The sequence below is a fragment of the Nocardioides sp. Z30_9 genome (genome assembly GCF_058215735.1).
In genome coordinates this window covers 320,949-346,269 of the sequence record NZ_JBZAJF010000003.1, presented here as the reverse complement: position 1 = coordinate 346,269, position 25,321 = coordinate 320,949, and the positions used below count along the sequence as shown (strand labels likewise).

The 25,321-nt window shown below is 69.3% G+C and carries 25 protein-coding genes; 4 read left to right on the top strand and 21 right to left on the bottom strand.

Annotation, left to right across the window (positions count from 1 at the left end; all coding sequences use genetic code 11):
* Positions 1 to 89 precede the first annotated feature (89 nt).
* Positions 90 to 1,349, top strand: coding sequence for an alpha/beta hydrolase fold domain-containing protein (locus AC4BGB_RS20195; RefSeq protein ID WP_490548784.1), 1,260 nt, complete (start codon positions 90 to 92; stop codon positions 1,347 to 1,349).
* Here the strand turns inward: AC4BGB_RS20195 and AC4BGB_RS20190 are convergent.
* Positions 1,335 to 3,470, bottom strand: coding sequence for an acyl-CoA dehydrogenase family protein (locus tag AC4BGB_RS20190; protein WP_490548783.1), 2,136 nt, complete (start codon positions 3,468 to 3,470; stop codon positions 1,335 to 1,337). The genes AC4BGB_RS20195 and AC4BGB_RS20190 overlap by 15 nt on opposite strands.
* Before the next feature lie 148 nt (positions 3,471 to 3,618).
* On the opposite strand from AC4BGB_RS20190, the gene AC4BGB_RS20185 reads away from it, so the two are divergent.
* Complete coding sequence (locus AC4BGB_RS20185) at positions 3,619 to 4,263, top strand: class I SAM-dependent methyltransferase (protein ID WP_490548903.1); 645 nt, start codon at positions 3,619 to 3,621, stop codon at positions 4,261 to 4,263.
* On the opposite strand, the gene AC4BGB_RS20180 is transcribed toward AC4BGB_RS20185, so the two are convergent.
* The 3 genes from AC4BGB_RS20180 to AC4BGB_RS20170 are packed head-to-tail and all read right to left on the bottom strand — an operon-like array spanning position 4,234 to position 7,329.
* On the bottom strand, positions 4,234 to 5,358 hold the full coding sequence (locus AC4BGB_RS20180) for a prenyltransferase (protein WP_490548782.1): 1,125 nt from the start codon (positions 5,356 to 5,358) through the stop codon (positions 4,234 to 4,236). The two genes, AC4BGB_RS20185 and AC4BGB_RS20180, sit on opposite strands and share 30 nt — an antisense overlap.
* Entirely contained in the window at positions 5,355 to 6,077 is a 723-nt protein-coding gene (locus AC4BGB_RS20175; protein WP_490548781.1) for a class I SAM-dependent methyltransferase, read from the bottom strand. Before AC4BGB_RS20175 ends, AC4BGB_RS20180 begins: the two co-directional genes overlap by 4 nt.
* Positions 6,064 to 7,329, bottom strand: coding sequence for a glycosyltransferase family 4 protein (locus AC4BGB_RS20170; protein WP_490548780.1), 1,266 nt, complete (start codon positions 7,327 to 7,329; stop codon positions 6,064 to 6,066). The genes AC4BGB_RS20175 and AC4BGB_RS20170 overlap by 14 nt, the downstream gene beginning before the upstream one ends.
* Positions 7,330 to 7,510: 181 nt before the next feature.
* Between AC4BGB_RS20170 and AC4BGB_RS20165 the strand changes: the two genes are divergently transcribed.
* Positions 7,511 to 8,113, top strand: coding sequence for a TetR family transcriptional regulator (locus tag AC4BGB_RS20165; RefSeq protein WP_490548902.1), 603 nt, complete (start codon positions 7,511 to 7,513; stop codon positions 8,111 to 8,113).
* Positions 8,114 to 8,240: 127 nt separating this feature from the next.
* On the opposite strand, the gene AC4BGB_RS20160 is transcribed toward AC4BGB_RS20165, so the two are convergent.
* The 16 genes from AC4BGB_RS20160 to AC4BGB_RS20085 all read right to left on the bottom strand — a co-directional run bounded on the left by AC4BGB_RS20160 (position 8,241) and on the right by AC4BGB_RS20085 (position 23,116).
* Entirely contained in the window at positions 8,241 to 8,819 is a 579-nt protein-coding gene (locus AC4BGB_RS20160) for a DUF6226 family protein (protein ID WP_490548779.1), read from the bottom strand.
* Between the two features lie 190 nt (positions 8,820 to 9,009).
* Positions 9,010 to 10,146 (bottom strand): MFS transporter, encoded by a 1,137-nt coding sequence (locus AC4BGB_RS20155; RefSeq protein ID WP_490548778.1) that lies wholly within the window; start codon positions 10,144 to 10,146, stop codon positions 9,010 to 9,012.
* A 73-nt stretch (positions 10,147 to 10,219) separates the two neighbouring features.
* Positions 10,220 to 10,987 (bottom strand): SDR family NAD(P)-dependent oxidoreductase, encoded by a 768-nt coding sequence (locus tag AC4BGB_RS20150; protein ID WP_490548777.1) that lies wholly within the window; start codon positions 10,985 to 10,987, stop codon positions 10,220 to 10,222.
* Complete coding sequence (locus AC4BGB_RS20145) at positions 10,984 to 11,907, bottom strand: 3-oxoacyl-ACP reductase (protein ID WP_490548776.1); 924 nt, start codon at positions 11,905 to 11,907, stop codon at positions 10,984 to 10,986. The genes AC4BGB_RS20150 and AC4BGB_RS20145 overlap by 4 nt, the downstream gene beginning before the upstream one ends.
* 4 nt (positions 11,908 to 11,911) lie before the next feature.
* On the bottom strand, positions 11,912 to 12,109 hold the full coding sequence (locus AC4BGB_RS20140; RefSeq protein WP_490548775.1) for a ferredoxin: 198 nt from the start codon (positions 12,107 to 12,109) through the stop codon (positions 11,912 to 11,914).
* Positions 12,110 to 12,178: 69 nt separating this feature from the next.
* Positions 12,179 to 13,183 (bottom strand): NAD(P)/FAD-dependent oxidoreductase, encoded by a 1,005-nt coding sequence (locus AC4BGB_RS20135; protein ID WP_490548774.1) that lies wholly within the window; start codon positions 13,181 to 13,183, stop codon positions 12,179 to 12,181.
* Between the two features lie 47 nt (positions 13,184 to 13,230).
* Complete coding sequence (locus AC4BGB_RS20130; protein WP_490548773.1) at positions 13,231 to 13,980, bottom strand: VirB8 family type IV secretion system protein; 750 nt, start codon at positions 13,978 to 13,980, stop codon at positions 13,231 to 13,233.
* A gap of 1 nt (position 13,981) precedes the next feature.
* Positions 13,982 to 14,521 carry an Rv1363c family protein gene (locus AC4BGB_RS20125; protein ID WP_490548772.1) on the bottom strand — a complete coding sequence of 180 codons (540 nt, stop codon included), beginning with the start codon at positions 14,519 to 14,521 and terminating at the stop codon, positions 13,982 to 13,984.
* Positions 14,518 to 15,810 (bottom strand): MCE family protein, encoded by a 1,293-nt coding sequence (locus tag AC4BGB_RS20120; RefSeq protein WP_490548771.1) that lies wholly within the window; start codon positions 15,808 to 15,810, stop codon positions 14,518 to 14,520. The genes AC4BGB_RS20125 and AC4BGB_RS20120 overlap by 4 nt, the downstream gene beginning before the upstream one ends.
* Positions 15,807 to 17,090: an MCE family protein gene (locus tag AC4BGB_RS20115; protein WP_490548770.1), complete on the bottom strand. Its 1,284-nt coding sequence runs from the start codon at positions 17,088 to 17,090 to the stop codon at positions 15,807 to 15,809. The genes AC4BGB_RS20120 and AC4BGB_RS20115 overlap by 4 nt, the downstream gene beginning before the upstream one ends.
* Positions 17,091 to 17,098: 8 nt before the next feature.
* Entirely contained in the window at positions 17,099 to 18,298 is a 1,200-nt protein-coding gene (locus AC4BGB_RS20110; protein WP_490548769.1) for an MCE family protein, read from the bottom strand.
* On the bottom strand, positions 18,295 to 19,275 hold the full coding sequence (locus AC4BGB_RS20105; RefSeq protein WP_490548768.1) for an MCE family protein: 981 nt from the start codon (positions 19,273 to 19,275) through the stop codon (positions 18,295 to 18,297). The genes AC4BGB_RS20110 and AC4BGB_RS20105 overlap by 4 nt, the downstream gene beginning before the upstream one ends.
* Positions 19,275 to 20,354 carry an MCE family protein gene (locus tag AC4BGB_RS20100; RefSeq protein ID WP_490548767.1) on the bottom strand — a complete coding sequence of 360 codons (1,080 nt, stop codon included), beginning with the start codon at positions 20,352 to 20,354 and terminating at the stop codon, positions 19,275 to 19,277. The genes AC4BGB_RS20105 and AC4BGB_RS20100 overlap by 1 nt, the downstream gene beginning before the upstream one ends.
* On the bottom strand, positions 20,354 to 21,481 hold the full coding sequence (locus AC4BGB_RS20095; RefSeq protein ID WP_490548766.1) for an MCE family protein: 1,128 nt from the start codon (positions 21,479 to 21,481) through the stop codon (positions 20,354 to 20,356). Before AC4BGB_RS20095 ends, AC4BGB_RS20100 begins: the two co-directional genes overlap by 1 nt.
* A 19-nt stretch (positions 21,482 to 21,500) precedes the next feature.
* Positions 21,501 to 22,340, bottom strand: coding sequence for an ABC transporter permease (locus AC4BGB_RS20090; RefSeq protein WP_490548765.1), 840 nt, complete (start codon positions 22,338 to 22,340; stop codon positions 21,501 to 21,503).
* Positions 22,341 to 22,342: 2 nt separating this feature from the next.
* Complete coding sequence (locus AC4BGB_RS20085) at positions 22,343 to 23,116, bottom strand: MlaE family ABC transporter permease (protein WP_490548764.1); 774 nt, start codon at positions 23,114 to 23,116, stop codon at positions 22,343 to 22,345.
* Between the two features lie 190 nt (positions 23,117 to 23,306).
* On the opposite strand from AC4BGB_RS20085, the gene AC4BGB_RS20080 reads away from it, so the two are divergent.
* Positions 23,307 to 23,984, top strand: a complete 678-nt coding sequence (locus AC4BGB_RS20080; RefSeq protein WP_490548763.1) for an ion channel — start codon at positions 23,307 to 23,309, stop codon at positions 23,982 to 23,984.
* Here AC4BGB_RS20080 and AC4BGB_RS20075 read toward each other — a convergent pair.
* A complete protein-coding gene (locus tag AC4BGB_RS20075; RefSeq protein WP_490548762.1) occupies positions 23,966 to 25,276 on the bottom strand; it encodes an MFS transporter in 1,311 nt (436 codons plus the stop codon). The genes AC4BGB_RS20080 and AC4BGB_RS20075 overlap by 19 nt on opposite strands.
* Between the last annotated feature and the right edge of the window lie 45 nt (positions 25,277 to 25,321).

The following is a 25,321-nucleotide window of genomic DNA, read 5'->3' as shown; positions in this document are numbered from 1 at the left end:
TGTAGGACCGATCTGGAACACGTTCTAGTTGCTGTCCGCGTCGTGCTTCTCACACCACCTGACCCGCGACCCGCCAGTAACCTGCAAGCATGTCCTTTCGCCGTCGTCAGCTCGTCACCGCGCTCCTTGCCGCCAACGCCATCCGCCCGATCAACGGCCGCGCCACGATGATCCCGTCGTTCTTCGCCGGCTGGATGGCCAGCGAGCTCGCTCCCCAGCTGCTGCTTGCCACGGCCGCGGACACCGCCGCCGAGCTGACCGTACGCCGCAACCGACCCGGCCACCCCAGCCGATCCGGGCTCGCGCTCGCCGCCGTCGCGGGCGCCGGACTGACCTACCTCGCGGTGAACGCCAACCGCTCCGCGAACCACGTGGAGAGCACCCTGCGCGACGGCCTCGGCGACGACTACCTCGATGACCTCGAGGAGCCGCCCAGCACCGAGGACCTCAAGACGCGGGTACGCGAGGTGGCCCGGCCGTTCAAGATGGCCAGGCCAGGCGTCGAGGTGATCCGCGACGTCAACTACACCGCCGGGGGCAAGCGCGCGCGGCTGGACATCTACCGGGCCAAGGACACCGACCTCAGCAAGGCCCCCGTGCTCGTGCAGGTGCACGGCGGCGCCTGGACGATCGGCACCAAGGAGCAGCAGGGCCTGCTGCTGATGAACCGGATGGCCGAGCACGGCTGGGTCTGCGTGGCGATGAACTACCGGCTCGCACCCAAGCACCCGTGGCCCGCCCAGATCATCGACGTCAAGAAGGCGATCGCGTGGACGCGGGAGCACATCGCCTCCTACGGCGGCGACCCCGACTACCTGGTGATCACCGGCGGGAGCGCCGGCGGCCACCTCGCCGCCCTGGCGGCGCTCACCCCCGGCGACCCGGAGTTCCAGCCCGGCTTCGAGGCCGCCGACACCAGCGTCGCGGGCTGCGTGCCGTTCTACGGCGTCTACGACATGGGCGGGATCACCGAGGAGAAGCACGCGGTGATGCTGCGCGACCTGTTCCTGGCCCCCCGGGTGTTCAAGAAGGACCCGGTCAAGGACCGCGCGGAGTTCGTGAACGCCTCACCGCTGGCCCACGTCTCGGCCGACGCACCGGACTTCTTCGTGCTCCACGGCACCAACGACTCACTCGTCGACGTCCGGCAGGCACGCTCCTTCGTGGCCAAGCTCAAGGAGCGCTCCGAGGCGACGGTGACCTACGCCGAGTTCCCCGGTGCCCAGCACGCCTTCGAGGTGTTCGGGTCGATCCGCAGCCACCACGTGATCCGGGCCGTCGAGCGCTGGCTGCAGCACCACCGTGCGGCGTACCTGCGCCAGGACCCGCAGACCTCAGCCGCGGGGTAGCCCGAGGATCCGCTCCCCGGCCACGTTGCGCAGCACCTGGGTGGTGCCGCCGGCGATGGACAGGCAGCGGGTCAGCAGCAGCTGGTGCACCGCCTCGCGGGAGAGGTCGTCGCCGCTGAAGACGCGGTCGCCGAGCAGCTCCACGACGAGCTCCGCGGACTCCTGGCGGCTGCGTACGCCGACCAGCTTGGCCACGCTCGACTCCGGCCCGGGCCCCTGCCCCGCGATGGAGCGCAGCGTCGCGCGGGCCCCGAGCAGCGCGACCACGGTCGCCCAGGCCACGGTCCGGCCGATCTCGACGCGGTGCTCACCGGCCTCCGGTGCGTCCTCGCCGGACGCGAGCAGCCCAACGGCCCGCTCGACGGACTCCGATAGCCGCGCCCCCGCCATCGCCACGCGCTCGTTGGCCAGGGTGGTCCGGGCCAGCTTCCAGCCGCCGTCGACCTCCCCGACCACGCAGTCGTCGGGGACGAAGACGTCCACGAGGAAGACCTCGTTGAACATCTCCTCGCCGGTCAGCTCGCGCAGCGGCCGGATGTCGATCCCCTCGCTGGCCATGTCGAGCAGGAAGTAGGTGATGCCGGCGTGCTGCTTGCCCTCCGTGCTGGTCCGCGCCAGGCAGATCCCCCACTGCGCCTCCCGCGCCAACGAGGTCCACACCTTCTGCCCGGTCAGCAGCCACCCGGGGCCCCGCGCGTCGGTCGAGACCCGCACCGCCCGGGTCCGCAACGCAGCCAGGTCCGAGCCGGCACCGGGCTCGCTGAACAGCTGGCACCAGCTGATCTCGCCGCGCAGCGTGGGCCCGACGAAGCGCTCGCGCTGCTCCTCGGTGCCGTGGGCCAGGATCGTGGGTGCGGCCCAGCCGCCGATCTTGAGGTCGGGGCGCACCGCCCCGGCGCGCGCCAGCTCCTCGTCGATGACCAGCTGCTGCACCGGGTCCGCGCCGAGTCCGTGGGGCGCGGGCCAGTGCGGCGTCAGGTAGCCGCTCTCGGCGAGCGCGGCCCGCTGCTCCCCCGTCTCCAGGCCCGCGATCCGCTGCACCTGCTCGCGGACCTCGGCCCGGAACTCGTCGCTCTCCCCCAGGTCGATGTGCAGGCTCCGGCGCACGTCGCTCGCGGCGAGGTCGGCCAGCCGGGCGGCGTACGCACTCGTGGGTCCGAGCAGGCTGCGCAGCGCGACCGCCCGCCGCAGGTAGAGGTGCGCGTCGTGCTCGTAGGTGAACCCGATCCCACCGAGCACCTGGATGCACGACTTCGCCACCGCCACCGCGCCGTCGAGGCACACCGTCCCGGCGACCAGTGCCGCGAACTCGTGCTGCTCGGGGTCCTCGGTCGCGGCCCGGGCCACGTCCCAGGCGGCAGCGGTCACCGACTCGCTCTCCTCGAGCATCTCCGCGCACAGGTGCTTGATCGCCTGGAAGGCACCGATCTTCTGGCCGAACTGCTCCCGCAGCCCGGCGTACTCCACGGCCATGTCCAGGCACCACCGGGCGATCCCGGAGGCCTCGGCCGCCGCGAAGGTCAGCAGCAGTCGTCGTACGCCGGCCGCGTCGACCGGGACCTCCACGAGATCGGCGACCGGGACGTCGTGGAGCTCGACGGCACCGACCGTGCGGGACAGGTCGGGTGTCGTGCCCGGGTGCACCGTGAGCGCGGAGACCGGCACCACGAACCACCGCTCCCCCGCACCCACCAGCACATGCGTGCTCGTCGGAGCGTCGGCCACGACCGCGACGCTCCCGTCGAGGCGGTCGTCGCGGATCGTGAGGGTGGGCCGCAGCCCGATGCCGACAGTGACCTCACCCGTGGCGATGCCGGAGCGCAGCGCCGAGTCGTCGACGAGCAGCCCGGCGACCGTCGTGGACAACAGCCCGCCGGGCACCAGCCCGTGTGCGGCGGCCTCGAGCGCCACGGCCTGGTCGAGCAGGGAGCCGCCACCACCGGCCGGCTCCGGCAGCGCGATCGCGCTCAGCCCCATCTCGGCCGCCCTGCCCGACCACTCTCCCAGCGCCTCGCCGGAGCCGCCCCCGGACCGCACCGCCTCGGTGGTGGACTGCCCCTTCGCCCAGGCGAGCAGCGAGCCGGACAGCTCGACGTGGTCGTCATCGATGCCGATGGGCACGGGAACTCCTCGGTAGTCATTTGAGCCTGTCGAAACCAGACGCCGGTCGAGCTCGTCGAAACCCCGCCCAAACTAGAACGTGTTCCAATCATGCCATGGGCTCACCGGCCCCGACCAGCACGCTGGCTAGGCTGCGGCCGTGACCCAGATGCCCGCCGACCTGCTCGTCCGTGCCCGCGAGGCCAAGGGGTTCATGCCCGCCGACGAGGGCGCGTTCCTGTTCGAGACCGCCGTCGCGCACCTCGCGGACGGGCCGGCTCTCGAGGTCGGGACCTACTGCGGCAAGTCGGCGGTCTACCTCGGGGCCGCGGCTCGCGAGGCCGGCAGCGTGGTCTTCACCCTCGACCACCACCGCGGGTCCGAGGAGAACCAGGCCGGCTGGGAGCACCACGACCCCACCCTCGTCGACCCCGAGCTCGGCCTGATGGACACGTTGCCGGTCTTCCGCCGCACGATCGCCCTCGCCGGGCTCGAGGACGAGGTGGTCGCCGTCGTCGGCCGGTCCACGACCGTCGCCGCCCACTGGCGTACGCCGCTCGCGCTGCTGTTCATCGACGGAGGGCACGCCGAGGAGCACGCGCAGAACGACTACTCCGGGTTCGCCCACTGGGTGCAGCCCGGCGGCGTGCTGGTGATCCACGACGTCTTCGAGCGGCCCGAGGACGGCGGCCAGGCGCCGTACCACGTGTGGCAGCGCGCCGTGGCGAGCGGCGCCTTCGAGCCCGTCGCGACCGTCGGCTCGATGCGGGTGCTGCGCCGCAGCTCAGGCGCGGCCGGAGAGCACGTCGGCTGAGGCCTTCGTGCAGCCGCACTCCAGGCCGATCTCCCGGAAGTGCGCAGCCAGCGTGTCGCCGCGCATGATCCCGGAGGCCGGTGAGGTGCGGGAGAGCTCGTCGGCGGCCAGGATCACCGCGGCCGCTGTGTAGGTGGTCTGCTCGGCGGGCCAGAACACCTCGTCGGGGTAGACGTAGCCGGTCCAGTAGCTGCCGTTCTCGTGACGCAGGTGCTGCATCTCGGCGAAGAGCTGCAGGGCACGCTCGTGGTCGTCGAGAGAGTCCAGCGCCATCACCAGCTCGCAGGTCTCCGCACCGGTCACCCACGGGTTGGTGTCGACGCAGCGGATCCCGAGGCCCGGCACGACGAAGTCGTCCCAGCGCGTCGCGATCAGCTCATGACCCGCCTGGCCGCGGACGGCCCCACCGAGCACCGGGTAGTACCAGTCCATCGAGAAGGAGGACTTGTCCAGGAACCGGTCCCGGTGCTCGCGCAGCGCGTGTCCGAGCCGCCCACCGGCGATCTCCCACTCCGGCTGCGGCTCACCGACCAGCTCCGCGAGGGCGACCCCCGCACGCAGCGACTGGTAGATGCTCGAGGAGCCCGCGAGCAGGGCCTCCCGGTTGACCGAGGCAGGGCCGTGCTCGTCCCACTCCTGCGACCAGGCGATGCCGCCGAAGGGCAGCTGCATCCCGACCACGAAGTCCAGGCCACGGCGTACGACGGGCCACAGCCGGTCCACGAACCCGCGGTCACCGCGCAGCATCCAGTGGTGCCAGAGCCCCACCGCGAGGTAGGCGCACATGTTGGTCTCGCCGCTCGCGTCCTCGACCTCGCCGGCGACGATCTTCATCGGCCAGGAGCCGTCGTCGCGCTGGGTGCGCCGGCACCAGTCGTAGGCCGCTTCTGCCGCTTCGACCTCACCGGCGACCAGCATCGCCATCGCAGCCTCGACGTGGTTCCACACGTCGACGTGCTCTCCCGTGGTCCACGGGACCGCACCGTCGGGCTCCTGCATCCCGGCGATCGAGGCCGCCGTGACCGCGATCTGGGCGCTGGTCAGCACGCCCGGGACGGACGGGATGTCGTGGGGCGCGGTCGTGCTGCCCGTCATGCCGGCTTTCGCAGGTAGAGCACCATGCTCTTGCCGATCAGCGGGTTGAGCACCTTCTCGGCACCGCGGGTCAGTGTGCTCCACCGCGGCGTCTTCATGATGTCCCACACCAGCACCTGGTGGTAGGCCTTCACCAGCGGGTTCTGGTCGTTGGTGACGCCGACCGCGCACTTGATCCACCAGTACGGCGAGTGCAGGCCGTGGGCGTGGTCCTTGCCCTCGAAGATCATCCCGGCGTTGACGAGCTTGCCGATCAGCTCCTTGTCGGAGTAGATCCGGATGTGTCCGCCCGGCACGTTGTGGTAGTCGTCGGAGAGCTTCCAGCACACCATCTCCGGGAGCCACCGCGGCACCGTGATCGCCATCGTGCCGCCGGGCCGCAGCACCCGGACGAGCTCCTCGATCGCCTGGATGTCGGCGGGGATGTGCTCGAGCACCTCGGAGGCCACGACGCGGTCGAACTCACCGTCGGCGAAGGGCAGCGCGAGCGCGTCCCCCTCCTTGATGTCGGCCTCGGCGCCCTCGGGGACCTCACCGGCCTCCTTCATCGCGCCGAACAGCTCGAGCACGTTCGCGAGCTCGTCGGCGTCCTGGTCGAAGGCGACGACGTCGGCGCCGCGGCGATACATCTCGAACGCGTGCCGGCCGGCACCGCAGCCCATGTCGATGACGCGGTCGCCGGGCTTCAGGCCCAGGCGTTGGAAGTCAACGGTCAGCACGGGTGGGCTCCTCATCGGTCGTGGGGTTGGTGGTGGTGATGACCTCGTCGTACGCCGCGGCCGTGGCCTCGGCCACCGCACGCCAGCTGAACGTCTCGAGGACCCGGCGGCGACCCGCTGCGCCCATCCGCGCGCGGCGCTCCGGGTCGTCGAGCATCGCAGCGATCGCGCGCTCGAGCTCGCCGACGTCGCCGGGGGTGACCAGGTCGGCGCACTCGCCGTCGGGGCCCACCACCTCGGGGATGGCGCCGGCGCGGCTGACAACCAGGGGTGTCTCGCAGGCCATCAGCTCGGCGGTCGGCAGCGAGAAGCCCTCGTAGAGCGAGGGCACGCAGGCGACCTCGGCCGAGCCCATCACCTCGACGAGCTCGCTGTCGCTGATGCCGCTGACGAACGTGACGTGGTCGGCGATGCCGAGCTGGTCGATCAGCTTCTCGGTGCGTCCGCCCGGGGTCGGGCGGGTGACCAGCAGCAGCTGGACCTCGCGCTCGGTGCGCAGCTTGGCGAACGCCTCCAGCAGGGTGGCGATCCCCTTCATCGGGGCGTCGGCGCTGGCCATGGCCACGATCCGGCCCGGGACCCGCGGCTTGGTCGGGGGCACGAACACCTCGTCGACCCCGAGCGGGATCACCTGCAGGTTGGCCGGGTCCACCCCGAAGTCGGTGATGATGTCGCGGCGGCTGGACTCCGAGACGGTCAGGATCTTGCCGACCGAGCGAGCCACCTTGCCCTGCATCTTCAAGAAGCCGTACCAGCGGCGCAGGGTCAGCTTCTTGCGCCGCGTCGGGGCCGCCTCGATGTCGATGCGCCGGTCGAAGGTGATCGGGTGGTGGATGCTCGTGATCAGCGGGAGCCCCATCTTCGCGATGTCGAGCATCCCGTAGCCGAGGACCTGGTTGTCGTGGACGATGTCGAAGTCGTCGAGCCGGTCACGGAGCAGTCGGGCGGCCCGCTTGGAGAACGTCTTCGGCTCCGGGAAGCCGGCCGTCCACATCGTCAGCACCTCCTCCACGTCGATCAGGTCGCGGATCTCCGACGGTTTCGGCGTACGGAACGGGTCCGGCTCGCGGTAGAGGTCCAGGCTGGGCACCTTGGTCAGGCCCACCCCTGGGTCGAGCTCGGGGTAGGGCTGACCCGAGAAGACCTCGACGGTGTGCCCGAGTGCGGTCAGCTCACGGCTGAGGTGGCGGATGTAGACGCCCTGGCCGCCACAGTGTGGCTTGCTGCGGTAGGACAAGAGTGCAATGCGCAAGAGGCGCCTTCCTGGAGCTGCCAACTAAGAGCGACCCCGGACTGGGACCGACCTGCTGGTACTGAAACGTGTTTCTATTATGCCGGAACCCACTGGTAGCCTTGGACTGCAGGTCCGAAGCACAAGCCTCCGGACGATCACCACGAGAATCGGCCCCCGGGAGGTTGAGATCTTGGCCACCGTGAGCTCGCTGACCTATGACGACCTTGGGTCAGCCGCGCAGCGAGACCGCAGACGCCGCATTCTCGACGCCACTGTGGCACTGGCGTCCAAGGGCGGCTTCGACGCCGTCCAGATGCGGGCCGTCGCCGAGCACGCCGACGTGGCACTCGGGACGCTCTACCGCTACTTCCCCTCGAAGATCCACCTGCTCGTCTCCGCGCTCGCGCGGCAGTTCGAGGAGACCGAGGCCAACCTCGGCCGCAAGCCCATCCCCGGGGACACCCCGGCCGACCGGGTCACCCACGTGCTCACCCGGGCCACCCGTGGCCTGCAGCGCGAGCCCCACCTGACCGAGGCACTCACCCGGGCGTTCATGTTCGCCGACTCCTCGGTCGCTGGCGAGATCCACGTCGTCGGACTGCGGCTGACCTCGATGCTGAACCGGGCGCTCCAGGGCGACCAGTACGTCGAGGGCGCCCACCCCACCGACCGCGAGATCGCCGTGGCCCGCGTGATCAGCGACGTCTGGCTCGCCTCCCTGGTCGCCTGGGTCACCGGCCGGATCACCGCCGAGCAGGTCACCGAGCACCTCGAGACCGCCGTCGAGCTCATCCTCCGCTGACACCTCGCCGACCGGGCACAGACGTCTCGCCGTAGCCGCCGACCGGGCACAAACGTCACGTCGTACGGCGTCGACCGGGCAGAAACGTCACCTCGTATGGCGTCGACCGGGCAGGAACGCCCGGCTCTCAGCGCACCCGCCACGGTCTGCAGTGCACCGAAAACGCGTCTCCGCGTACGTCGGCACTCGCCGTCGTGTCGTGGCGATCCCCCGACTCGTAGCCATGCTCCATCCATGGGCCGTGGTGCAACAGGTCGCCAGGACGCGCCACATGGGGTCGGCGGAACTCGTGGAACCCGCCGACGGCGAGGGCGACTAGCTCGTCGAGCTGCTCGATCATGGAGTCAGCATTCTGGCCGCACGCGTCGCAGAAGCAGTCGGGGATCGGCTCAGCCACGGCTGAACCCACGGCGACGACAGCCTGGACACCCCCCTCGAACGAGGCCCTGCCCAGCAGCAGGCTGGCGCGCCCGGGGCCGTCAGGCTCGATGGCAAAGCTGCTCTCAAGTGGTCCGGTCACCGCGAGGAGCCGCTGCCGCTCCGGCATCGTTGTCGTTCTCCTCCGACACTCGAGCTTCGTGACCAAGGTCGCGGGAAGACGGTCCAACACCTGGCCGAACGGTGCCGTGACGGCGGCCAGGTCCCGCGACACCCGCGAGTACGCGTCGTCGTCTGGAGCGTCGTCGCTGAACCGGATCGGTGGCATCGCGACACCCTAGGCTCGGTCGAGACATTTGTGCCCGGTCGGCGCACACCAGCGGGACACATTTGCCCGCTCGATGTCGTACAGCGGGACACAATTGCCCGCTCGGCGAGCTACAGCGGGACGCAATCGTAGAGCTCATCTTCCGCTGACACCCCGCCGACGCGGGGCCTTGGGCTGCCATCGAAGCGGGTCAGGCTGCGAGGTTGGCTGGTGGCCGTCTCAACGGTAGGAGCAGCAGGCTGCCGGCGACAGGCAGTGCCGAGACGAGAAGGAACGCGGTCGGGATGGTGGTCGCGGCGGCGACCAACCCCAGGAGCAGGGGGCCGGCACCGAGTCCGAGGTCGATGAAGATGCTGGTGGTCGCCGCTGCGCTGCCGCGCTCGTGTGCCGGAACGCTGCTGAACACGGCAGCGAAGATCGCTGGGGTGAGAAACGCACTCGCACCTGCCAGGGCGACGGTGCCCGTGATGAGTCCGATCGGCGTGCTGATTGCTCCTACCACCAGCAGGCCGGCGGCAGCCACCGCCAGCGCGACTGCGGCCAGACGCAGTGGCGGGACCCGGTCCGGCAGGCTGGCGAACGAAAGTCGAAGCACGACGACGGTGGTGCCGAAGACCAGGAGCACCACGCTCCATGCCTCGATCCCGACTTCGCGTGCTTGCAGAACCGTGAAGGCGAGAAAGCCGGACGTGGTCGCAACGCCGCTGAACAGCGCGGCGCCGGGAACGAACGCGCTGCGCTGCAACAGCGCGCTGGGCGCGGTGACAGGTGCGGTCGCGGGTCGGGTTTCCGGCACTTGAGTCGCGGCGGTGGCGGCGAGCGCCGCGAGGACCGCTGCCCCCGCCCAGACCAGGTGGAACCCTCTCCAGTGCAGCAACCCTTGACCGATCAGCGGCCCGGCCGCGAGACCGACGTAGAGCGCCAGGGAGTTCAAGCTGAGCGCCTCGCCGGCACGCCCCGGGGGTGCCAGATCGGCAAGGGCGGCGAAGCCAGCGACGAAGTAGAGCGCCTCCGCCGCTCCCAGCAATGCCCTGAGCGCGACCAGCATGGCGACGGAGGTGACCAGGTAGTGACCGAGGATCCCGATCGCGAACAGGGTCGAGCCACCGACCAGCATCATCCGCCGGCCACGCCGGTCGCTCCAGCGACCCGCGTACGGTCGCAGCAACAGGGTCGTGGCACTGAACGATCCCATCGCGATGCCGACACCGGCTTCTTCTGCCCCGAGCGGTCCGGTGGCGAACAGCGGTGTGACCGCGATGAGCATCCCGGTCGCGGTGAAGTAGGCAAGGTCGGAGATCGTCAGCGCCACGAACGCCGGCGTCATCAGTCGCGCCGAAGACGACCTGCCCATATCGGTGACGCTACCGCTCGATCACCGAGGAACAGCCTGTGCCCGGTCAGCCGCCGAAGGCGTGGGTGGCGGTGGCGCCGCCGTCGATGGCGAGCTCGGCGCCGGTGACGAAGCTGGACTCGTCGCTGGCCAGGTAGACGTAGGCGGGGGCGATGTCGGCGGGGGTCCCGACGCGCTTGAGGGCGACCTTGCCGGCGCCGAACTCCATCGCCGCGTCGCCGCCGTGGATCCGGGTCATCGGGGTGTCGATCATCCCGGGGTGCACCGAGTTGACCCGGATCCCCTTGGGCCCGAGCTCCATCGCGGCGGACTTGGTCATCCCCCGGATGGCGAACTTCGTCGCGGCGTACGCCGTGCAGAACGCCATCCCGGCCAGCCCCTCGATCGAGGAGGCGTTGATGATCGAGCCGCCACCGCCCTTGCGCATCGTGCGGGTCACCGACTTCATCCCCAGGAAGCACCCGAGCTGGTTGACCCGGAACAGCAGCTCGAACTCCTCGGCCGGCATCTTCTCGACCTCGCCGAAGCGCAGGATGCCGGCGTTGTTGACCAGCACGTTGACCGGCCCGAACCGCTCGTTGGCCTCCTCGACCAGGGCCGTCCAGCTCGCCTCGTCGCTGACGTCGTGACTGCGGAAGTACGCCGAGCCGGGGAACTTCGCGCACAGCTCCTCGGCCAGCGCGGTCCCCGCCTCCTCGGCGATGTCGGCGATCACGACCTGGGCGCCCTCCTCGACGAAGGCCTGCGCGATCGCAGCGCCCTGTCCCTGGGCGGCACCGGTCACGATGGCGCGTTTGCCGGCGAGTCTGCTCATCGACGTTCCTTGGGTTGAAGGGTCATCACGGAGTCGGCAGCGAAGCCGACGGCGGGGTCGCGCTCGGCGAAGTAGCCGCCGAGGTCGGAGTCGAGCCCGGCGAGGTCCCACACCTCCCCGGAGGCGTCGAAGCGCTGCTCGACCACCGGGGCGGCGAGCAGGGCCACCATGCCGCCGTACACGACGAAGACCTGCCCGGTGATCCGCGCCGAGGCCGGCGAGGCCAGGTAGGCCACGAGCGGGGCGACGTGCTCCGGGGAGTAGGGGTCCACCGAGCGCCCGGACTCGTCCTCACCGAAGACCTGCGCGGTCATCGCCGTGCGTGCCCGGGGACAGATCGCGTTGGCGCGGACCCCGACCCTGGACAGCCCACGGGCGGTGGAGAGCGTGAGCGCGGTGATCCCGGCCTTGGCCGCCGCGTAGTTCGCCTGCCCCGGCGACCCGGTCAGGAAGGCCTCCGACGCGGTGTTCACCACTGCCCCGTCGACCGGCTCCCCGGTCTCCTTGAACCGGCCGCGCCAGTACGACGCGGCGTTGCGCGAGAGCAGGAAGTGGCCGCGCAGGTGCACGTTCAGGACGAGGTCGAAGTCCTCGTCGGTCATGTTGAACAGCATCTTGTCGCGGGTGATCCCGGCGTTGTTCACCACGACGTCGAGGCGGCCCAGCTTCTCGGTGGCGGCCTGGATCATCGCGTCGGCGGTGGCCCGCTCGGCGACGTCGCCGGCCACGACGAGCGCCTCGACCCCGAGGCCGCGGATCTCCTCGGCGGCCTCCTCGGCCGCGCCGGGCAGGTCGTTGAGCACCACGTCGGCGCCGGCCCGCGCCAGGGCGAGGGCCTCGGCTCGGCCGAGGCCGGCGCCGGCGCCGGTGACGACCGCGACGCGGCCCTCGAGGGACAGCGGGTCGTTGGAGGTGGGCACCCGTCTACTCCTCGACCAGGCTCAGGGCCGACTTGGGGCACGATGCGACGGCCTGCTCGACCATCGCGAGGTCCTCGTCGCTGACGTTCTCCTGGAGGACCTGGAGGTAGTCGTCGTCGTCGACCTCGAAGTGCGTCGGGGCCAGTGCCTCGCACATGGCGTTGGCCTCGCAGAGGTCGAAGTCGACCTTGATCTTCCTCATGGTTGCTCCGTTCGGGGTGGTCGGCTGGCTGGCGGTCTGGCTGACTGGTCGTCTTGGGGGTGCGGCGCGCTAGGAGCCCTCGCTGGAGTGCCCGGGGAACACGTGGGCGTCGGGGTCCACGAGCACGGCGGCGTTGTTCACCGCGGTGGCCACCTCTCCGAACCCGACGGCGATCAGGCGCACCTTGCCGTCGTACTCGGTGATGTCCCCGGCGGCGAAGACGCGCTCGAGGTTGGTGCGCATCGCGGTGTCGACCTTGATGTGGCGCTTGTCGAACTCCAGCCCCCACTCCTTCATCGCGCTGAGGTCGGCGATGAAGCCGAGGGCGGCGACGACGCTCTGCGCGGGGCGCACGAGCACCTCCCCCTCGGTGGTGGTGATCTCGACGCTGTCCACGTGGTGCTCTCCGCGCAGCGCGGTCACCTGGGCCTTGGTGATCACCTCGGTGCTGCCGGCGAGTACGGCGTCCACGGTGGCCTGGTGCGCGCGGAACTGGTCGCGCCGGTGCACCAGCGTGATCGAGGCGGCGATCGGCTCGAGGTGGTGGGCCCAGTCGAAGGCGCTGTCGCCGCCCCCGACGATCACCACGTCGCGTCCGGCGTACTCCGCGAACGACGGCACGAAGAACACCAGGCCGCGGTCCTCCCAGCCGTCGCCGGCGGGCAGTGGCCGCGGGGTGAACTTCCCGATGCCGGCGGTGATGATCACGACCTTGGCGCGTACGACGGTCCCGTCGTCGAGCCGCATCGTCGCGTGCTCGTCGCCCACCTCCAGCGTCGTGGCGGTGCGGCCGAGCAGGTAGGTCGGCTTCGCGCTGGCGGCCTGCTCTACGAGCTGCTCGACCAGCTCACGGCCCTTGATGCTGACGAAGCCCGCGACGTCGAGGATCGCCTTCTCGGGGTACAGCGCAGACACCTGCCCACCCAGCTCGGGGAGCGAGTCGACGAGCGTCACGCTCATCCCTCGGAAGCCGGCGTAGTAGGCGCCGAAGAGGCCTGCGGGACCGGCGCCGACGATGAGCAGGTCGGTGTCCACCTCGCGTGTTGCCGCGGGACCCCCCACTCCCTCGACCATGGGCACGACCTTTCCGAGGCAAGAAAACTGGAACGTGTTCTAATTTATCAGAACGCGTCCATCTTGGACACGCGCCAGTCTCCCCCGGCGCGGGTCAATGTCACCCGTACCCGATTCTGGTCGACTCGCTGGTTTGCCGAGCCCTTGGCGGTGGTCACCTGGTTGACGAACACCAGCGCCTCGACCTTCGTGCTGCTGGCGGAGAGGACCGAGGTCGCCACCACGCTCGCGGTGAGCTTGACCTGGTTCTTGACCGTCTGGGCCTTCACGCCGTCCATCGCCTTGACGTACTCGTTGCGGAAGGTGGGCGCCATCACCGCCTGCGCGGCCTTCATGTCGGCATCGAGCGTCTTCCAGTCGTAGCCGAGCACCTTCTCGGTCAGCGACGTGGCCGCCGCCATCCCCGCGTCGCGGGCCTGGCTGGAGGTGATCACCCCGTCCGGCGCGGCACCGTCGCCGGGGTTCTCGGCGGCGTACCACGCGTAGCCGGCGACGCCGGCGAGCACGAGGCACAGCGCGACCAGGATGCCGGTGAGCCGCCCGCTGGCCAGGAACGAGGGCTTGTCCGGATCGGTCGGGGGGATGGAGTCGAGGTCGTCGCCCTCCCGGCTCTCCTCGGCGACCGGCGGAGCCGGGGGCGCAGCGGCCTCCTCGTGCCCCGAGGACTCGGTGGAGCCGGTGGAGTCGGTGGAGTCGGTGAGGTCGCTCTGGCAGTAGCGGCACTTGAGGGCCGCAGCCTTGATCGTCTCCGCGCAGTAGGGGCACTGCTTCTCGGCACTCTTGACGAGGTCGACCATGTCAGCCCACGAACTGCAGGGTCGAGGTGAGCCAGGCGTCGCCCTTGCGCGCCATGGACAGCTTGAGCCGGTAGTACCTCGGCTGTTGCTCACCCTTGGTGGACTTGTTGGTCACCTTGGAGTCCGCTGCCACGAAGACCACCGCGTTGTCCTCGTCGATGTCGCCGATGCCCACCTCGATCACCTTTCCGCTCGAGGTCGCCTGCGACTGCTGGGCGGAGGCCTTCAGGGTCACCTGGGCGGCTTCGTACTGCTCCTTGAACTCACCCGTCGCACCTGCGAGCACCTTCTCGATCAGCGGATCCATGTTCTTGTGGTCGATGGTCAGGAACGCCTCGGTCTCCTTGGTCGCGGCCGCGGTCACCTCGCGGTGCAGCCGCGACAGCGCCTCGGCGCGGGAGTCGCCCGGGGTCGCAGCCGCGCCTTCGCGGAACAGCACGACGGAGGCGGCCACCAGCGCCAGGGCGACGAGGAACAGCACGATGTTGACTCCCCGCCGTGACCTGCCTGCCCGCTGGGGGCGCTCGGCAAGTTCAGTCACTCGTCATTCACCGGTCCTGTCAGCATCCACTTCCACGCGTCGTCCCCGAACACTGTACGCAGACCACCGCCGTTGTGGACCCTCACTTTTGTTCCGTTGCCCGCGTCGGCCTCCCCGGTGCCCACGTCGTACGGCGAGACCCGGTAGCTCTGGCCTGCCGAGCTCCCCGAACCGAAGCTGGGCGCGAAGTTGACGCCTCGCTGGTTGATCGGGGAGCCGCCGGTGTACCCGGGTTGGGCTCTCGGGTCCTTGCAGCTGGCCATGAAGATCTCCTTGTCCGTCAGGTCCAGGGCAGATCGCCACTTGCCCCTGGGGAGGAAGCCCTGGGTGCAGGCCGGCACGTCGTAGTTCAGCTGCAGGTTGATGTGGCCGTAGCCGTCCCCGGGCGTGCCGGTGAAGCCCGACGAGATCACGCGCGGGAAGGTCACCAGGGTCTGCTCCAGGGCCGGGATGTTGGTCGTGAGCACCTGGTTGACCGTGACGAGGTTGGACAGGAACACCGGCAGCGTGGGCTCGAGACCCTTGAGCAACGAGTCCACCTCGCGCACCGCCGGGGCACCCCCCTGGATCACGTTGCGGAGGTCCTTGTCGGAGGTGCGCAGCGTCCCGGTGAGATCGGCGAGATCCTTCGCGAACGACTTGATGTCGCCCTCGTGGTCCGCCTGGGTCTGCAGCACGGTCTGCCCGGTCCGGAGGAGCGCGATCGTCTCGTCCTTGTTGGCGTCGGCCGCGTCGACGAACTCGGTCCCGGAGTCCACCATGCGCTGCAGCGGGTTGGCGGTGTTGCGGAACATGTTGCCGAGCTCGGAGATCACCGTGGTCAGGTCGGTGCGGTTCACCGACCCCACCAGGTCGTCGAGCTCGGTGAGCAGCACCTCTTCGCTCTTGGGCAGGCTGCTGGCGTCACCCCGGACGGTGTCCCCCTGCCCCAGGTAGGGGCCGGCGTTCTCGGCCGGCTCGAAGTCGAGGTACTGCTCCCCCACCGCAGACAGGTTGTGCACGTGGATCGTGGTGTCCTTGGGGATCTTGACCTTGTCCTTGATCGCGAGGTCCACGCGGATGCCGTTCGGGATCACGTCGACCCGGGAGACCTTGCCGACCTTCACTCCCCGGTAGGTCACCTCGCTGCCGGTGAACAGCCCACCCGATCCCGGCAGGGTGGCGCTCATCGTGAACCCTCGCCCCAGGAGCTTGTCCACGATCCCCAGGAAGCTGCCCGCGACATAGACCACGCCGACGGCGCTGAGCACCACGAAGGCGATCAGCCGGACCTTGACGCCGCGGGTCATCGCGTGCCACCTCCCCCGAGCAGGCCACCGAGGAGGCCGCCGGTCGGCGGCTTGCCACCGTCGCCCGTGCCGTCTCCGGAGCCGGTGAGGCCGGGGATGGACAGCTTGGGGGCCGCGGGCGGCTTCCGGCTCTCCCGGGTGGCAGCGGGGCAGAAGCCCAGGTAGCCGGCGAGGCCGGGAGTGGCCTGGCAGAGCAGGTTCTTCAGGGGAGGACTCAGGGCCTCGCAGACCGCCGGGATCACGGCGGCCTCGGGCAGTGCGCCCGCGCAGAGGTTGAGCACGTCCGGCAGGCCCTCACCGGGTGACCGGATGATCTTGTTCAGGTCGATGTCGAGGTGGAACAGCGCGTTGGCGTAGTCGCCACGGGCGATGTTGGCCGCCTGCTCGGGGAACGGGAAGCTGGCCATCATCGACAGGCCCTTGGGCAGTCCGTCGCCGGCCTCGGCCAGCTTGGTCAGCGTGGGCTCGAGGTGCCGCAGGGTGGCCACGATGTTCTCGGTGCTGGCGTCGAGCACCCGGGTGCCGACGACACCGAGCTGGTCGAGCTGACGCAACATCGTCATCAGGCCCTTGTGCTGGCGGTTCAGCACCTTCAGGGCCGGCCCCATCGCGTCGATGGCCTCCCCGATGGTCTCGCGCTCCTTGACCAGGGTGGCACTGAGCCGGTCGATGGAGTCCATCGCCTTGATGATGTCGCCGCGCTGGTCGTCGAGCGCACCGACCATCCGCTCGAGGTTGCCGAGCAGGTGCCGGGCCTGGTCCTGCCGCCCGTTGAGCATGTTGTTCAGCTCCACGCTGATGGTCTTGAGCTGCCCGATGCCGCCACCGCTGAGCACCATGGACAGGGCGCCGAGCACCTCCTCGACCTCGGGGTTGCGGCCGGTGCGGGACAGCGGGATGAAGTCCCCTGCCGAGAGCCGCTTGCTGCTGGCCGCCGACTTCTCCGGCTCGAGCAGGGCGATGTACTTCTCACCGAGCAGGCTGGTCTGGCGTACGTCGACCTGGACGTTCTCCGGGAGGTCGACGTCCTTGCGGACCAGGAACTTGACCCGGGCGTGCCATCCGGAGCGCTCCACCTCGGTCACCTGACCGACCACGACGTCGTCGACCATCACCGCGGTGCGCGGGACGACGTTGAGCGCGTCCTCGAAGTCGGCGGTCACGGGATAGGCCTCGTCCTCGCTGACCGCGTTGCCCGGGAGCGGCAGGTCGTAGGCCCCGTCGAACTTGCACCCGGTGGCCACCAGCAGGGTCACGAGCACCCCGACGATCCCTGACACGATGCGCCTCATCGGTTCCCTGCCTTCAACGCGCCGAGGAGACCTTCGAGCGAGGTCACCGGGGCGGTGCCCCCGAGCTTGAGCTGGGGCGGCTGGAAGTCCGCCGGGTTGTTGCCGATCTGGTCGAGAGCCGGCTTGAGGATCGTCTTGAGCAGGTCGCAGCCGAGCTCGGCCTGGTCCGCAGTGAGCACCTTGGTCAGCGCCGAGGTCTTCACCAGGTCGCAGATCACGTTGTCGAGGCTGGCGACCGTGGGCCCGAACTGCACCCGCGACCCCTGGGTGCCCGACTTGGAGTCCCAGCCGAGTGCGAGGTTGCCCAGTCCGAGGGCGCTCAGCCCCGCGGCGGTGTTCAGGGATTCCTTCTGCTTGGCGAGGACCCCCACGATGTCGGTCAGCTGCTCGATGTCCTTCTGCAGCAGGGTCTTGTTGTCACGGACGAAGGTCCTCACGATGCCCACGGCGCGCGAGAGCGCGGCCAGCGCCTCGCGCAGGTTGCCCTGCTCGTCGGCGAGCTGGCTCGAGACCGACGTCAGGTCCCCCATGAAGGCATCGACGAACCGGTCGTTGGCCGCGAGGGTGTTGGTGAACTGCGACATGTTCTTGACCGAGTCGAACAGCGGCCCGGAGTTGTCCCCGAAGGTCTGGACGGCCGCCGAGAGGTTGAGCAGCGTCTCGTTGCCCAGCGTGCCGTTGCCCTTCAGTGCCTTGCTGCCGGCGGTGAGCAGGTCGTCGAGCGCACCGTTCTTGTTGGCCCCGTTGGGCCCGAGCGCCTGGGTGAGGTCCGAGAGGCTCTGGTAGATCTGGTCGAGCTCGACCGGCGTCCCCGTCTCCTCGAGGGCGATCTTGGCGTCGTCCTGCAGCACCGGGCCGCCGGAGTACGCCGGGGCGATCTGCACGAACCGGTCGGCGGTCAGCGTGGGGGTGATGATCGCTGCCTTGGCGTCGGCCGGCAGCTTGTACTCGTCGTCGTACTCCATCGCGACCCGGACCCGGTCGCCCTCGGGGACCACGGCTGTGACGGTGCCGATCCGCACGCCCATCACGCGGAGCTCGGAGCCCTTGTAGATGCTCACGGTGCGGTCGAAGTAGGCGCTTACCTTCCGCGGCTCCGAGCCACCCGGCAGGACGAGGAAGGTGACCGCGACCAGGACGACCACGGCAGCGATGGCCACGGAGCGGGAGCCGAGACGGTTCATGATCGAGGTCATTTCGGCCGCTTCCCCAGCGTGAACTCGCCGGCTGCGAGACCGGCGAAGTTGGGCACGTAGGCATCGAACCAGGGGCCGGTGCCGACGATGTTGATCAGGATCGAGGCGTAGGGACCGAGGTTCTTGATGGTCTCGTCGAGCTGCTTCCTGCGCTCCTGCAGGAACTTCATCGCGGTGTTCACCTCGGTCAGGGCCGAGTTGATCTGGGCCTGGTTGTCGGTGGCGACCCCGCGCAGCGTCACCGCGAGCTGCCTGGCGTTGACCAGCAGGCTGCGGATGGCGTCGCGCCGGGAGATCAGCTCCTTGAAGACGAGGTCGCCCTCCTTCATCAACGTGACCAGGTCGCCGCGGCGCTCCGCGAGCAGCTTGGTGACGCGGTCAGCGCGCGTCAGGAGCTGCTCGATGGCCTCGTCGCGGCTCGCGATCGCCTGGGAGATGCGTGAGAGGCCGGTGAACGTCGACTGGATGTGCGGGCTCGCGGCGTTGAGGGTGTCGCCGATGGTGCTCAGCGCGGTGGAGAGCTGGGCGGTGTCGATGTCCTCGGTGCGGGTGGTCAGCTCGGACAGGGTGGAGACGATGTCGTAGCTGGAGTCGGTCCGTGAGGTCGGGATCGTCTCCCCCGCGCGCATCTCCCCGGAGCCGACCGGCGTGACCTCGAGATACTTCTCCCCGAGGAGGTTGAGCACCTCCACGGCGGCCCGGGTCTTCTTGCCGAGGGTGGCGCCCTTGACGTCGAAGTCCACGGTCACCCGGTCCTCGGAGATGTGCAGGGCGTTGACCCGGCCGACCTTGACCCCGGCCACCTGCACCATGTTGCCCTTGCGCAGCCCGCTCGCGTCCTTGAGCTGCACGTGGTAGTCGACCCCTGCGAACCCGGGGAACTTCTGCAGGTTGAACGCGGCAGCCATGGTCACGAAGAGCACGACCATGCTGATCGCACCCAGCCTGAGGATCTTGGCATCACTACGGCGGGCCATCAGTCGCTGCACCTCGGGTGCGGGCTGTAGAAGGAGATGCCGGTCAGCGCCTTCTGGATCGGCTCCAGCAGCTTGTCGATCGCCGGCCCGAACTTCGGCAGCAGGATCGAGCCGGACAGGTCGCAGAGGTAGTAGTTGTACCAGGAGCCGTAGGTGCCGGTACGGGTCTGGCGCTCCAGCATCACCGGCAGCCGGGTCAGCACCTCGTCGAGCACTGCCTGGTTGTCGGGCTTGTTCAGGGTCCTCATCACCTTGCGCAGCTGGGCGATGTCGCTCTTGAGGTACGGCCGGCTCTGGGTGAGCAGGTCGGCCAGGCTCGCGGTGAGGGTGGAGAGGTTGGAGACCGAGTCGCCGATGGCCTTGCGGTCCCCGGACAGCTTGGCCATCCAGGTGCGCAGCTCCACGACCAGCGTGTTCAGCTGGTCGTGGCGGTCATCGACGGTCTCCAGCATCGCGGACAGGTTGTCGATGACGTTGCCGATCAGCTGGTCGCGGTCGGCGAGGTCGTTGGTCAACGAGGCCGCGTGGCTCATCAGCGAGCCGATCGTGCCCCCCTCCCCCTGCAGCACCCGGATCAGGTTCATCGAGAGGTCGTTGATCTCGGCCGGCTGGAGGGCCTGGAAGAGCGGCTGGAAGCCGTTGAACAGCTCGGTCAGGTTCAGTGCGGGCCGGGTGCGGGAGAGCGGGATCGTGCCGCCCTCGGGGAGCTTCGCGGCACCCTGCTTGCCCTCGACCAGCGCCACGTAGCGCTTGCCCACCAGGTTCAGGAACCGGATGTCGACGCGGGTCGCCTGGGTCATCGGCACGTCGGAGGCGACCTTGAACGTGATCTCGGCGGTGTTGCGGTTCTTGATCTCGACACCCTTGACCTCGCCGACCGAGACGCCGGCGACCCGGACGTCGTCGCCCTTCTTGATCATGCTGGCCGAGGTGAAGATCGCCTTGTACTCCGACTGGGAGCCGAAACCGAAGGAGCCCATGATCGCGAAGAGCGTGCCCGTCACGATCACCGAGGCGAGCACGAAGACACCGAGCTTGAAGGCGGACAGGATCGTGGCGGTGTTGCGCGAGGCAGCCATCAGTCCCCCTCGATCTTGTTCACGTCGGAGCCGTCCTTGAGGTCCAGCGGTGCGATCGGCACCGGCGGGTTGGGCAGGCCCAGGCACCGAGGGCCGGTGCCCATCTCGCCGTACTCCGGGCGGTCCTCAGGCGTGTAGGCGCGCTTCTGCGTGGCTGCGAGGCTCATCGTCTGGGCGACCCGGCCGCTCTCGAAGATCTCGTTGAGGCGTTCGGTGTAACCGGCTGCGCCGTTGAGCAGGCACGGGAACTCCGGGGAGTAGGTGTCGAGCAGCTTCATCAGCGGCCGGGCCAGCGCGGCCTCCCGCACGATCGCCTTCTCGTTGGTCTTCAGCACGCGGGTGGAGGTCGCGCCCAGCCCGGTCACGCCTTCGAAGAATCCCTGGATCTGGGGCTCGATCGAGGAGACCGTCCGGGCAGTGGTGGTCGCGTTGCGCAGCAGCCGGACGAGGTCCGGGGCCGCGATGGCGTAGCTCTGGCTGACATCGGCGAGCAGGACGAGGTCCTTGCGCAGCGTCGGCAGGTGGACGTTGACGTCGGTGAGGTAGGAGTCCAGCTTCACCATGGTCGCGCCCAGCTGGTCTCCCCGGCCCCGGAGGGCGTTGGCCAGTGCCGTGAGGGTGGTGCTCAGGTCCGCGGGGCGGATCGAGCGCAGAAGCGGGAACAGGTCGGCGAGGATCGTCTGCAGCTCGGAGTTGGTCCGCACCCGGGAGGAGGGGATCACGTCGCCGTCGCTCACCATCTTCTCCGAGGGCTCCTCGGGCGGGATCAGCGAGATGAACTTCTGCCCGAACAGGGTCGTGGGCAGGATCTCGACGCTGATGTTCTCCGGGATGCTCTTGGCGGCGGACGGCCGCAGCCCGATCTTGATCTCGGCCTCGTTGCCGTCCTGGCTGATTCCTCGCACCTGTCCGACCAGGGCCCCGTGGATCCGCACGTCGCCGTACTTCGCCAGCTGCAGCCCGGCGCGGTCCGCCTTGACGGTCACCATCGTCACCGTGGTGAACGTCTTGTTGAACACGCCGATCGAGAGCCCGACGAGCAGCGCCATCACGGCGATGAAGACGATGCCCGCGAGCACCAGCCGCCGATGCTCGGCCTTGGTGTCGTGGATGACGTTCACCAGCACGAGATCACCCCCGCGGCGCTCATCCGGTGATCCGCACGGTGGTGGTGGAGCCCCAGATCGCGAAGCTGAGGAAGAAGTCGGCGACCACGATCGTCACGATCGAGGTCCTGATCGCGTTGCCGACCGCCGTACCGACGCCGGCCGGGCCGCCGGAGGCGGTGAACCCGTAGTAGCAGTGGATCAGGATCACCGCGACCGCGAGGAAGAGCAGCTTGAAGAACGACCACAACATGTCGATGGGTGGCAGGAACTGCAGGAAGTAGTGGTCGTAGGTGCCGGCCGACTGCCCGTAGATCAACGTGGTGATCAGGCGTGGGGACAGGTAGGAGGCGGCCAGCGCGACGATGTAGAGCGGGATCACCGCGATGAAGGCGGCGATGATCCGGGTCGTGACCAGGAAGGGCAGCGCCGGGACCGCCATCACCTCGAGCGCGTCGATCTCCTCGGAGATCCGCATGGCGCCCAGCCGGGCGGTGTAGCCGCAGCCCACGGTCGCGGCGAGGGCGATCGCGCTCACCAGCGGGGCCACCTCGCGGGTGTTGAAGTACGCCGAGATGAACGCCGTGAACTTGGCGACGCCGATCTGGCTCAGCGAGGCGTAGCCCTGGATGCCGACCTCGGTGCCGGCGAAGAACGCCATGAACGCGATCACGCCCACGGTCCCCGCGATGATCGAGAGCCCGCCGACGCCGAAGGAGACCTCCGCGAGGATGGCGAGGATCTCCTTGCGGTAGCGCTTGATCGCGACCGGGGTCCACGCGAGCGCCTTGATGTAGAACAGCAGCTGGTCGCCGCGCTGCTCGATGCCCAGGCGCCGCTCCCGCAGGAGCTCCTTGCCGATGTCGGTGACGGTCGCCATGGCTACAGCCCGTCCTGGGGAACGACCTGGAAGTAGATCGCCGTGATGATCGAGTTCAGCGCGAACAGGACCATGAACGCGATGATGACCGCCTCGTTGACGGCACGGCCCACGCCGCTCGGGCCACCGCCGGCCTTGAGCCCCTTGTAGGCCCCGACGATCGCGGCCATGTAGCCGAACATCACCGCCTTGACCATCGAGACGTAGAGGTCGGGCAGGCTCGCGAGGGCGGTGAAGCTGGACAGGAACGCGCCCGCGTTGCCGCCCTGGATGATCACGGTGAAGAAGTAGCCGCCACCGATGCCGGCGGCGATCACGAGTCCGTTGATCCCGAGGGCGACGAAGACCGTCGCCAGCACGCGTGGCACCACGAGACGCTCGATCGGGTCGATCCCGAGCACCTCCATGGCGTCGATCTCCTCGCGGATCTTGCGAGCTCCCATGTCGGAGCAGATCGCGGACCCGGCCGCGCCGGCGATGATCATGGCGGCCGCGATCGGAGCGGCCTCGCGGACCACCGCGAGCACGGCGCTGGCGCCCGCGAACGACTGCGCGCCCAGTTGTCCGGTCAGGTTGCCCACCTGGAGGGAGATCACCGCACCGAAGGGGATCGATACCAGGATCGTCGGCAGCAGCGTGACGCTGCAGATGAACCAGGCCTGGTCGATGAACTCACGGGTCTGGAACTTCGTGGTGAACACGGCCTTGGTCACGTCGACGACCATCGCGGCGACTTCTCCGGGTCCGCGGACGACGGACGCAGCAGTGAAGCCCATCGAACCCTCCCTAGCCCCTGAATCCCGGTCGCGATCTCGCCGGCAGGCCACCCCCGTGACCGCCGCAAACCTAGAACTTGTTCTCGTTTCGTGCAACAAGGCACACGTGCTTGTGGACGTATGAACGAGCCAGCGTCCGGAAGGTCATGGATGTGGCCGCGATCACAAGTTACGGCCCTAGACTCCGTGAGTGGAGGAATCGGCTCGAATGATCAAGAAGTGGCCAGGAGGGCTCAACCACCCCTCTGCCCTGCTGCTCCTCGCGCAGCTGCTGGCGGTGCTCGCCTACCCCTTCCTGGACACCTCACGGGCCGGGTCAGCGGTGCTGGGAGTGATCTCCATGGTGGCGGTCGGCCTGGCCCTGTGGGTGGTCCGCAGCACCCCGGCGCTGACCTACATCGCGGTCGGGCTCGGCGTACCGGCGCTGCTGATGACCGTGCTGGAGGCGTTCATGCCCGGGGAGACGTGGGTGGTGCTCGCCAGCGCCCTGCTGCACGCACCGTTCTACCTCTACGTCTTCTACGGCACGATCCGCTACGTCTTCCACGACGAGAAGGTGACCACCGACGAGCTCTACGCGATCGGGGCCGCCTTCACGGTGCTCGCGTGGAGCTTCGCGTTCCTCTACGTGGCCGTCGAGATCATCTGGCCAGGCTCGATCGACCCGCTGAGCAACGGGTCGGGCCGCTTCTTCGACCTGCTGTTCTTCTCGTTCACCAACCTGACCAGTGTCGGGCTCTCCGACATCCTGCCGACGGGCAGCCATGCCCGGTCGGTGGTGATGATCGAGCAGGTCGCCGGGGTGCTGTACGTCGCGATGGTGATCTCGCGACTGGTCGGGATGACCGTCTACAACAAGCGCCGCTGAGGCCCGTCTGACGACGGGTCCGGCGCCTCCTCCAGGGCGTGGACGAGCTCGTCGGGGTGGTCGAACCCGCCCTGCTCGATGATCAGGGCGCGTGTCCGTCGCCGGTAGCGCACGATCTGCACCAGGCCGATCCCCCACAGGACGTACTGAACGCTCATCGCCCACCGGAAGGCCTCCGGCGGGTAGTCCGAACCGGTCCCCGGGGTGCGCCAGTCCAGCACCAGCCCGATCGCGACCACGAGGCACAACGAGGCGTAGAAGCCCCCCTGGTTGATGATCCCGGTCGCGCTGGCCAGGCGGCGCGAGGGGTTGGAGGTGCGACCGAGGTCGAAGCCGATCACCGATGCCGGTCCACCCAGCCCCACCACGACCGCCAGCACCACCAGCACTCCCAGCGGCGCGTCACCCGGCCACACCAGCACGACCGTCCACACCGCGACGATCGCGCCCACGACCGAGAGCACCATCGTGGAGCGGTGCCAGGGGTGCGCGCCGACGAGCCAGCCCAGGCCGGGGCCGCAGATCGCGTGGGAGAGGACGATCAGGGTGAGCAGGATCCCGGCCGTCGAGGGCGAGCGGCCCTCACCGAGCACGAAGAACGGGTACCCCCACAGCAGGGTCAGTGCGGTCGCGCTGAACTGGGTGCTGAAGTGCATCCAGAACCCCAGGCGCGTGCCCGGCTGGGCCCACGACTCGGCGAGGCTGACGCCGATGGTCCGGGGGGACAGCCGAGGGCCACGCAGGTTGCGGCCCTCCGGCGCGTCGTGGAGGACCAGGACCACCAGCACGAACAGGACGACCCCGACGCAGGCCGCGCCGAGGTAGGAGCCCGTCCACCCGAGGCGGGTCAGCGCCAGGGTCATCGGCACCGCGGCGGCGATGGCGCCGAACTGCCCCGCAATGCCGGTCAGCTGGGTGATCAGCGGGATCCGCCGCACCGGGAACCACGAGCTGACCAGGCGCAGGACGCAGATGAACGTCATCGCGTCCCCCACCCCGACGAGCGCCCGCGCCCCCAGCGCCAGGGCGTAGCTCTGCGCGAAGGCGAAGCCGACCTGGCCCAACGTCATCAGCACCAGTCCGACGAGCATCACGCTGCGCGAGCCGAACCGGTCGACCAGCAGGCCGACGGGGATCTGCATCCCGGCGTACACGAGGAGCTGCAGCATGGTGAAACTGGCCAGCTGGGTTGCGGAGATGTCGAACCGCTCCGCAGCGACCAGCCCGGCGACGCCCAGGGAGGAGCGGTGGAACACGGCCAGGACGTAGACCATCAGCCCGACGGCCCACACCGTCCAGGCTCCCCGAAAAGAGGGCCGAAAAGAGGGTCGGGAGGA

Coding starts and splice junctions, on each gene's coding strand:
- AC4BGB_RS20195 (WP_490548784.1), top strand. CDS start 90: ATGTCCTTTCGCCGTCGTCAGCTCGTCACCGCGCTCCTTGCCGCCAAC.
- AC4BGB_RS20185 (WP_490548903.1), top strand. CDS start 3,619: ATGCCCGCCGACCTGCTCGTCCGTGCCCGCGAGGCCAAGGGGTTCATG.
- AC4BGB_RS20180 (WP_490548782.1), bottom strand. CDS start 5,358: ATGACGGGCAGCACGACCGCGCCCCACGACATCCCGTCCGTCCCGGGC.
- AC4BGB_RS20160 (WP_490548779.1), bottom strand. CDS start 8,819: ATGCCACCGATCCGGTTCAGCGACGACGCTCCAGACGACGACGCGTAC.
- AC4BGB_RS20155 (WP_490548778.1), bottom strand. CDS start 10,146: ATGACGCCGGCGTTCGTGGCGCTGACGATCTCCGACCTTGCCTACTTC.
- AC4BGB_RS20150 (WP_490548777.1), bottom strand. CDS start 10,987: ATGAGCAGACTCGCCGGCAAACGCGCCATCGTGACCGGTGCCGCCCAG.
- AC4BGB_RS20140 (WP_490548775.1), bottom strand. CDS start 12,109: ATGAGGAAGATCAAGGTCGACTTCGACCTCTGCGAGGCCAACGCCATG.
- AC4BGB_RS20135 (WP_490548774.1), bottom strand. CDS start 13,183: ATGGTCGAGGGAGTGGGGGGTCCCGCGGCAACACGCGAGGTGGACACC.
- AC4BGB_RS20130 (WP_490548773.1), bottom strand. CDS start 13,980: ATGGTCGACCTCGTCAAGAGTGCCGAGAAGCAGTGCCCCTACTGCGCG.
- AC4BGB_RS20120 (WP_490548771.1), bottom strand. CDS start 15,810: ATGACCCGCGGCGTCAAGGTCCGGCTGATCGCCTTCGTGGTGCTCAGC.
- AC4BGB_RS20110 (WP_490548769.1), bottom strand. CDS start 18,298: ATGACCTCGATCATGAACCGTCTCGGCTCCCGCTCCGTGGCCATCGCT.
- AC4BGB_RS20105 (WP_490548768.1), bottom strand. CDS start 19,275: ATGGCCCGCCGTAGTGATGCCAAGATCCTCAGGCTGGGTGCGATCAGC.
- AC4BGB_RS20100 (WP_490548767.1), bottom strand. CDS start 20,354: ATGGCTGCCTCGCGCAACACCGCCACGATCCTGTCCGCCTTCAAGCTC.
- AC4BGB_RS20090 (WP_490548765.1), bottom strand. CDS start 22,340: ATGGCGACCGTCACCGACATCGGCAAGGAGCTCCTGCGGGAGCGGCGC.
- AC4BGB_RS20085 (WP_490548764.1), bottom strand. CDS start 23,116: ATGGGCTTCACTGCTGCGTCCGTCGTCCGCGGACCCGGAGAAGTCGCC.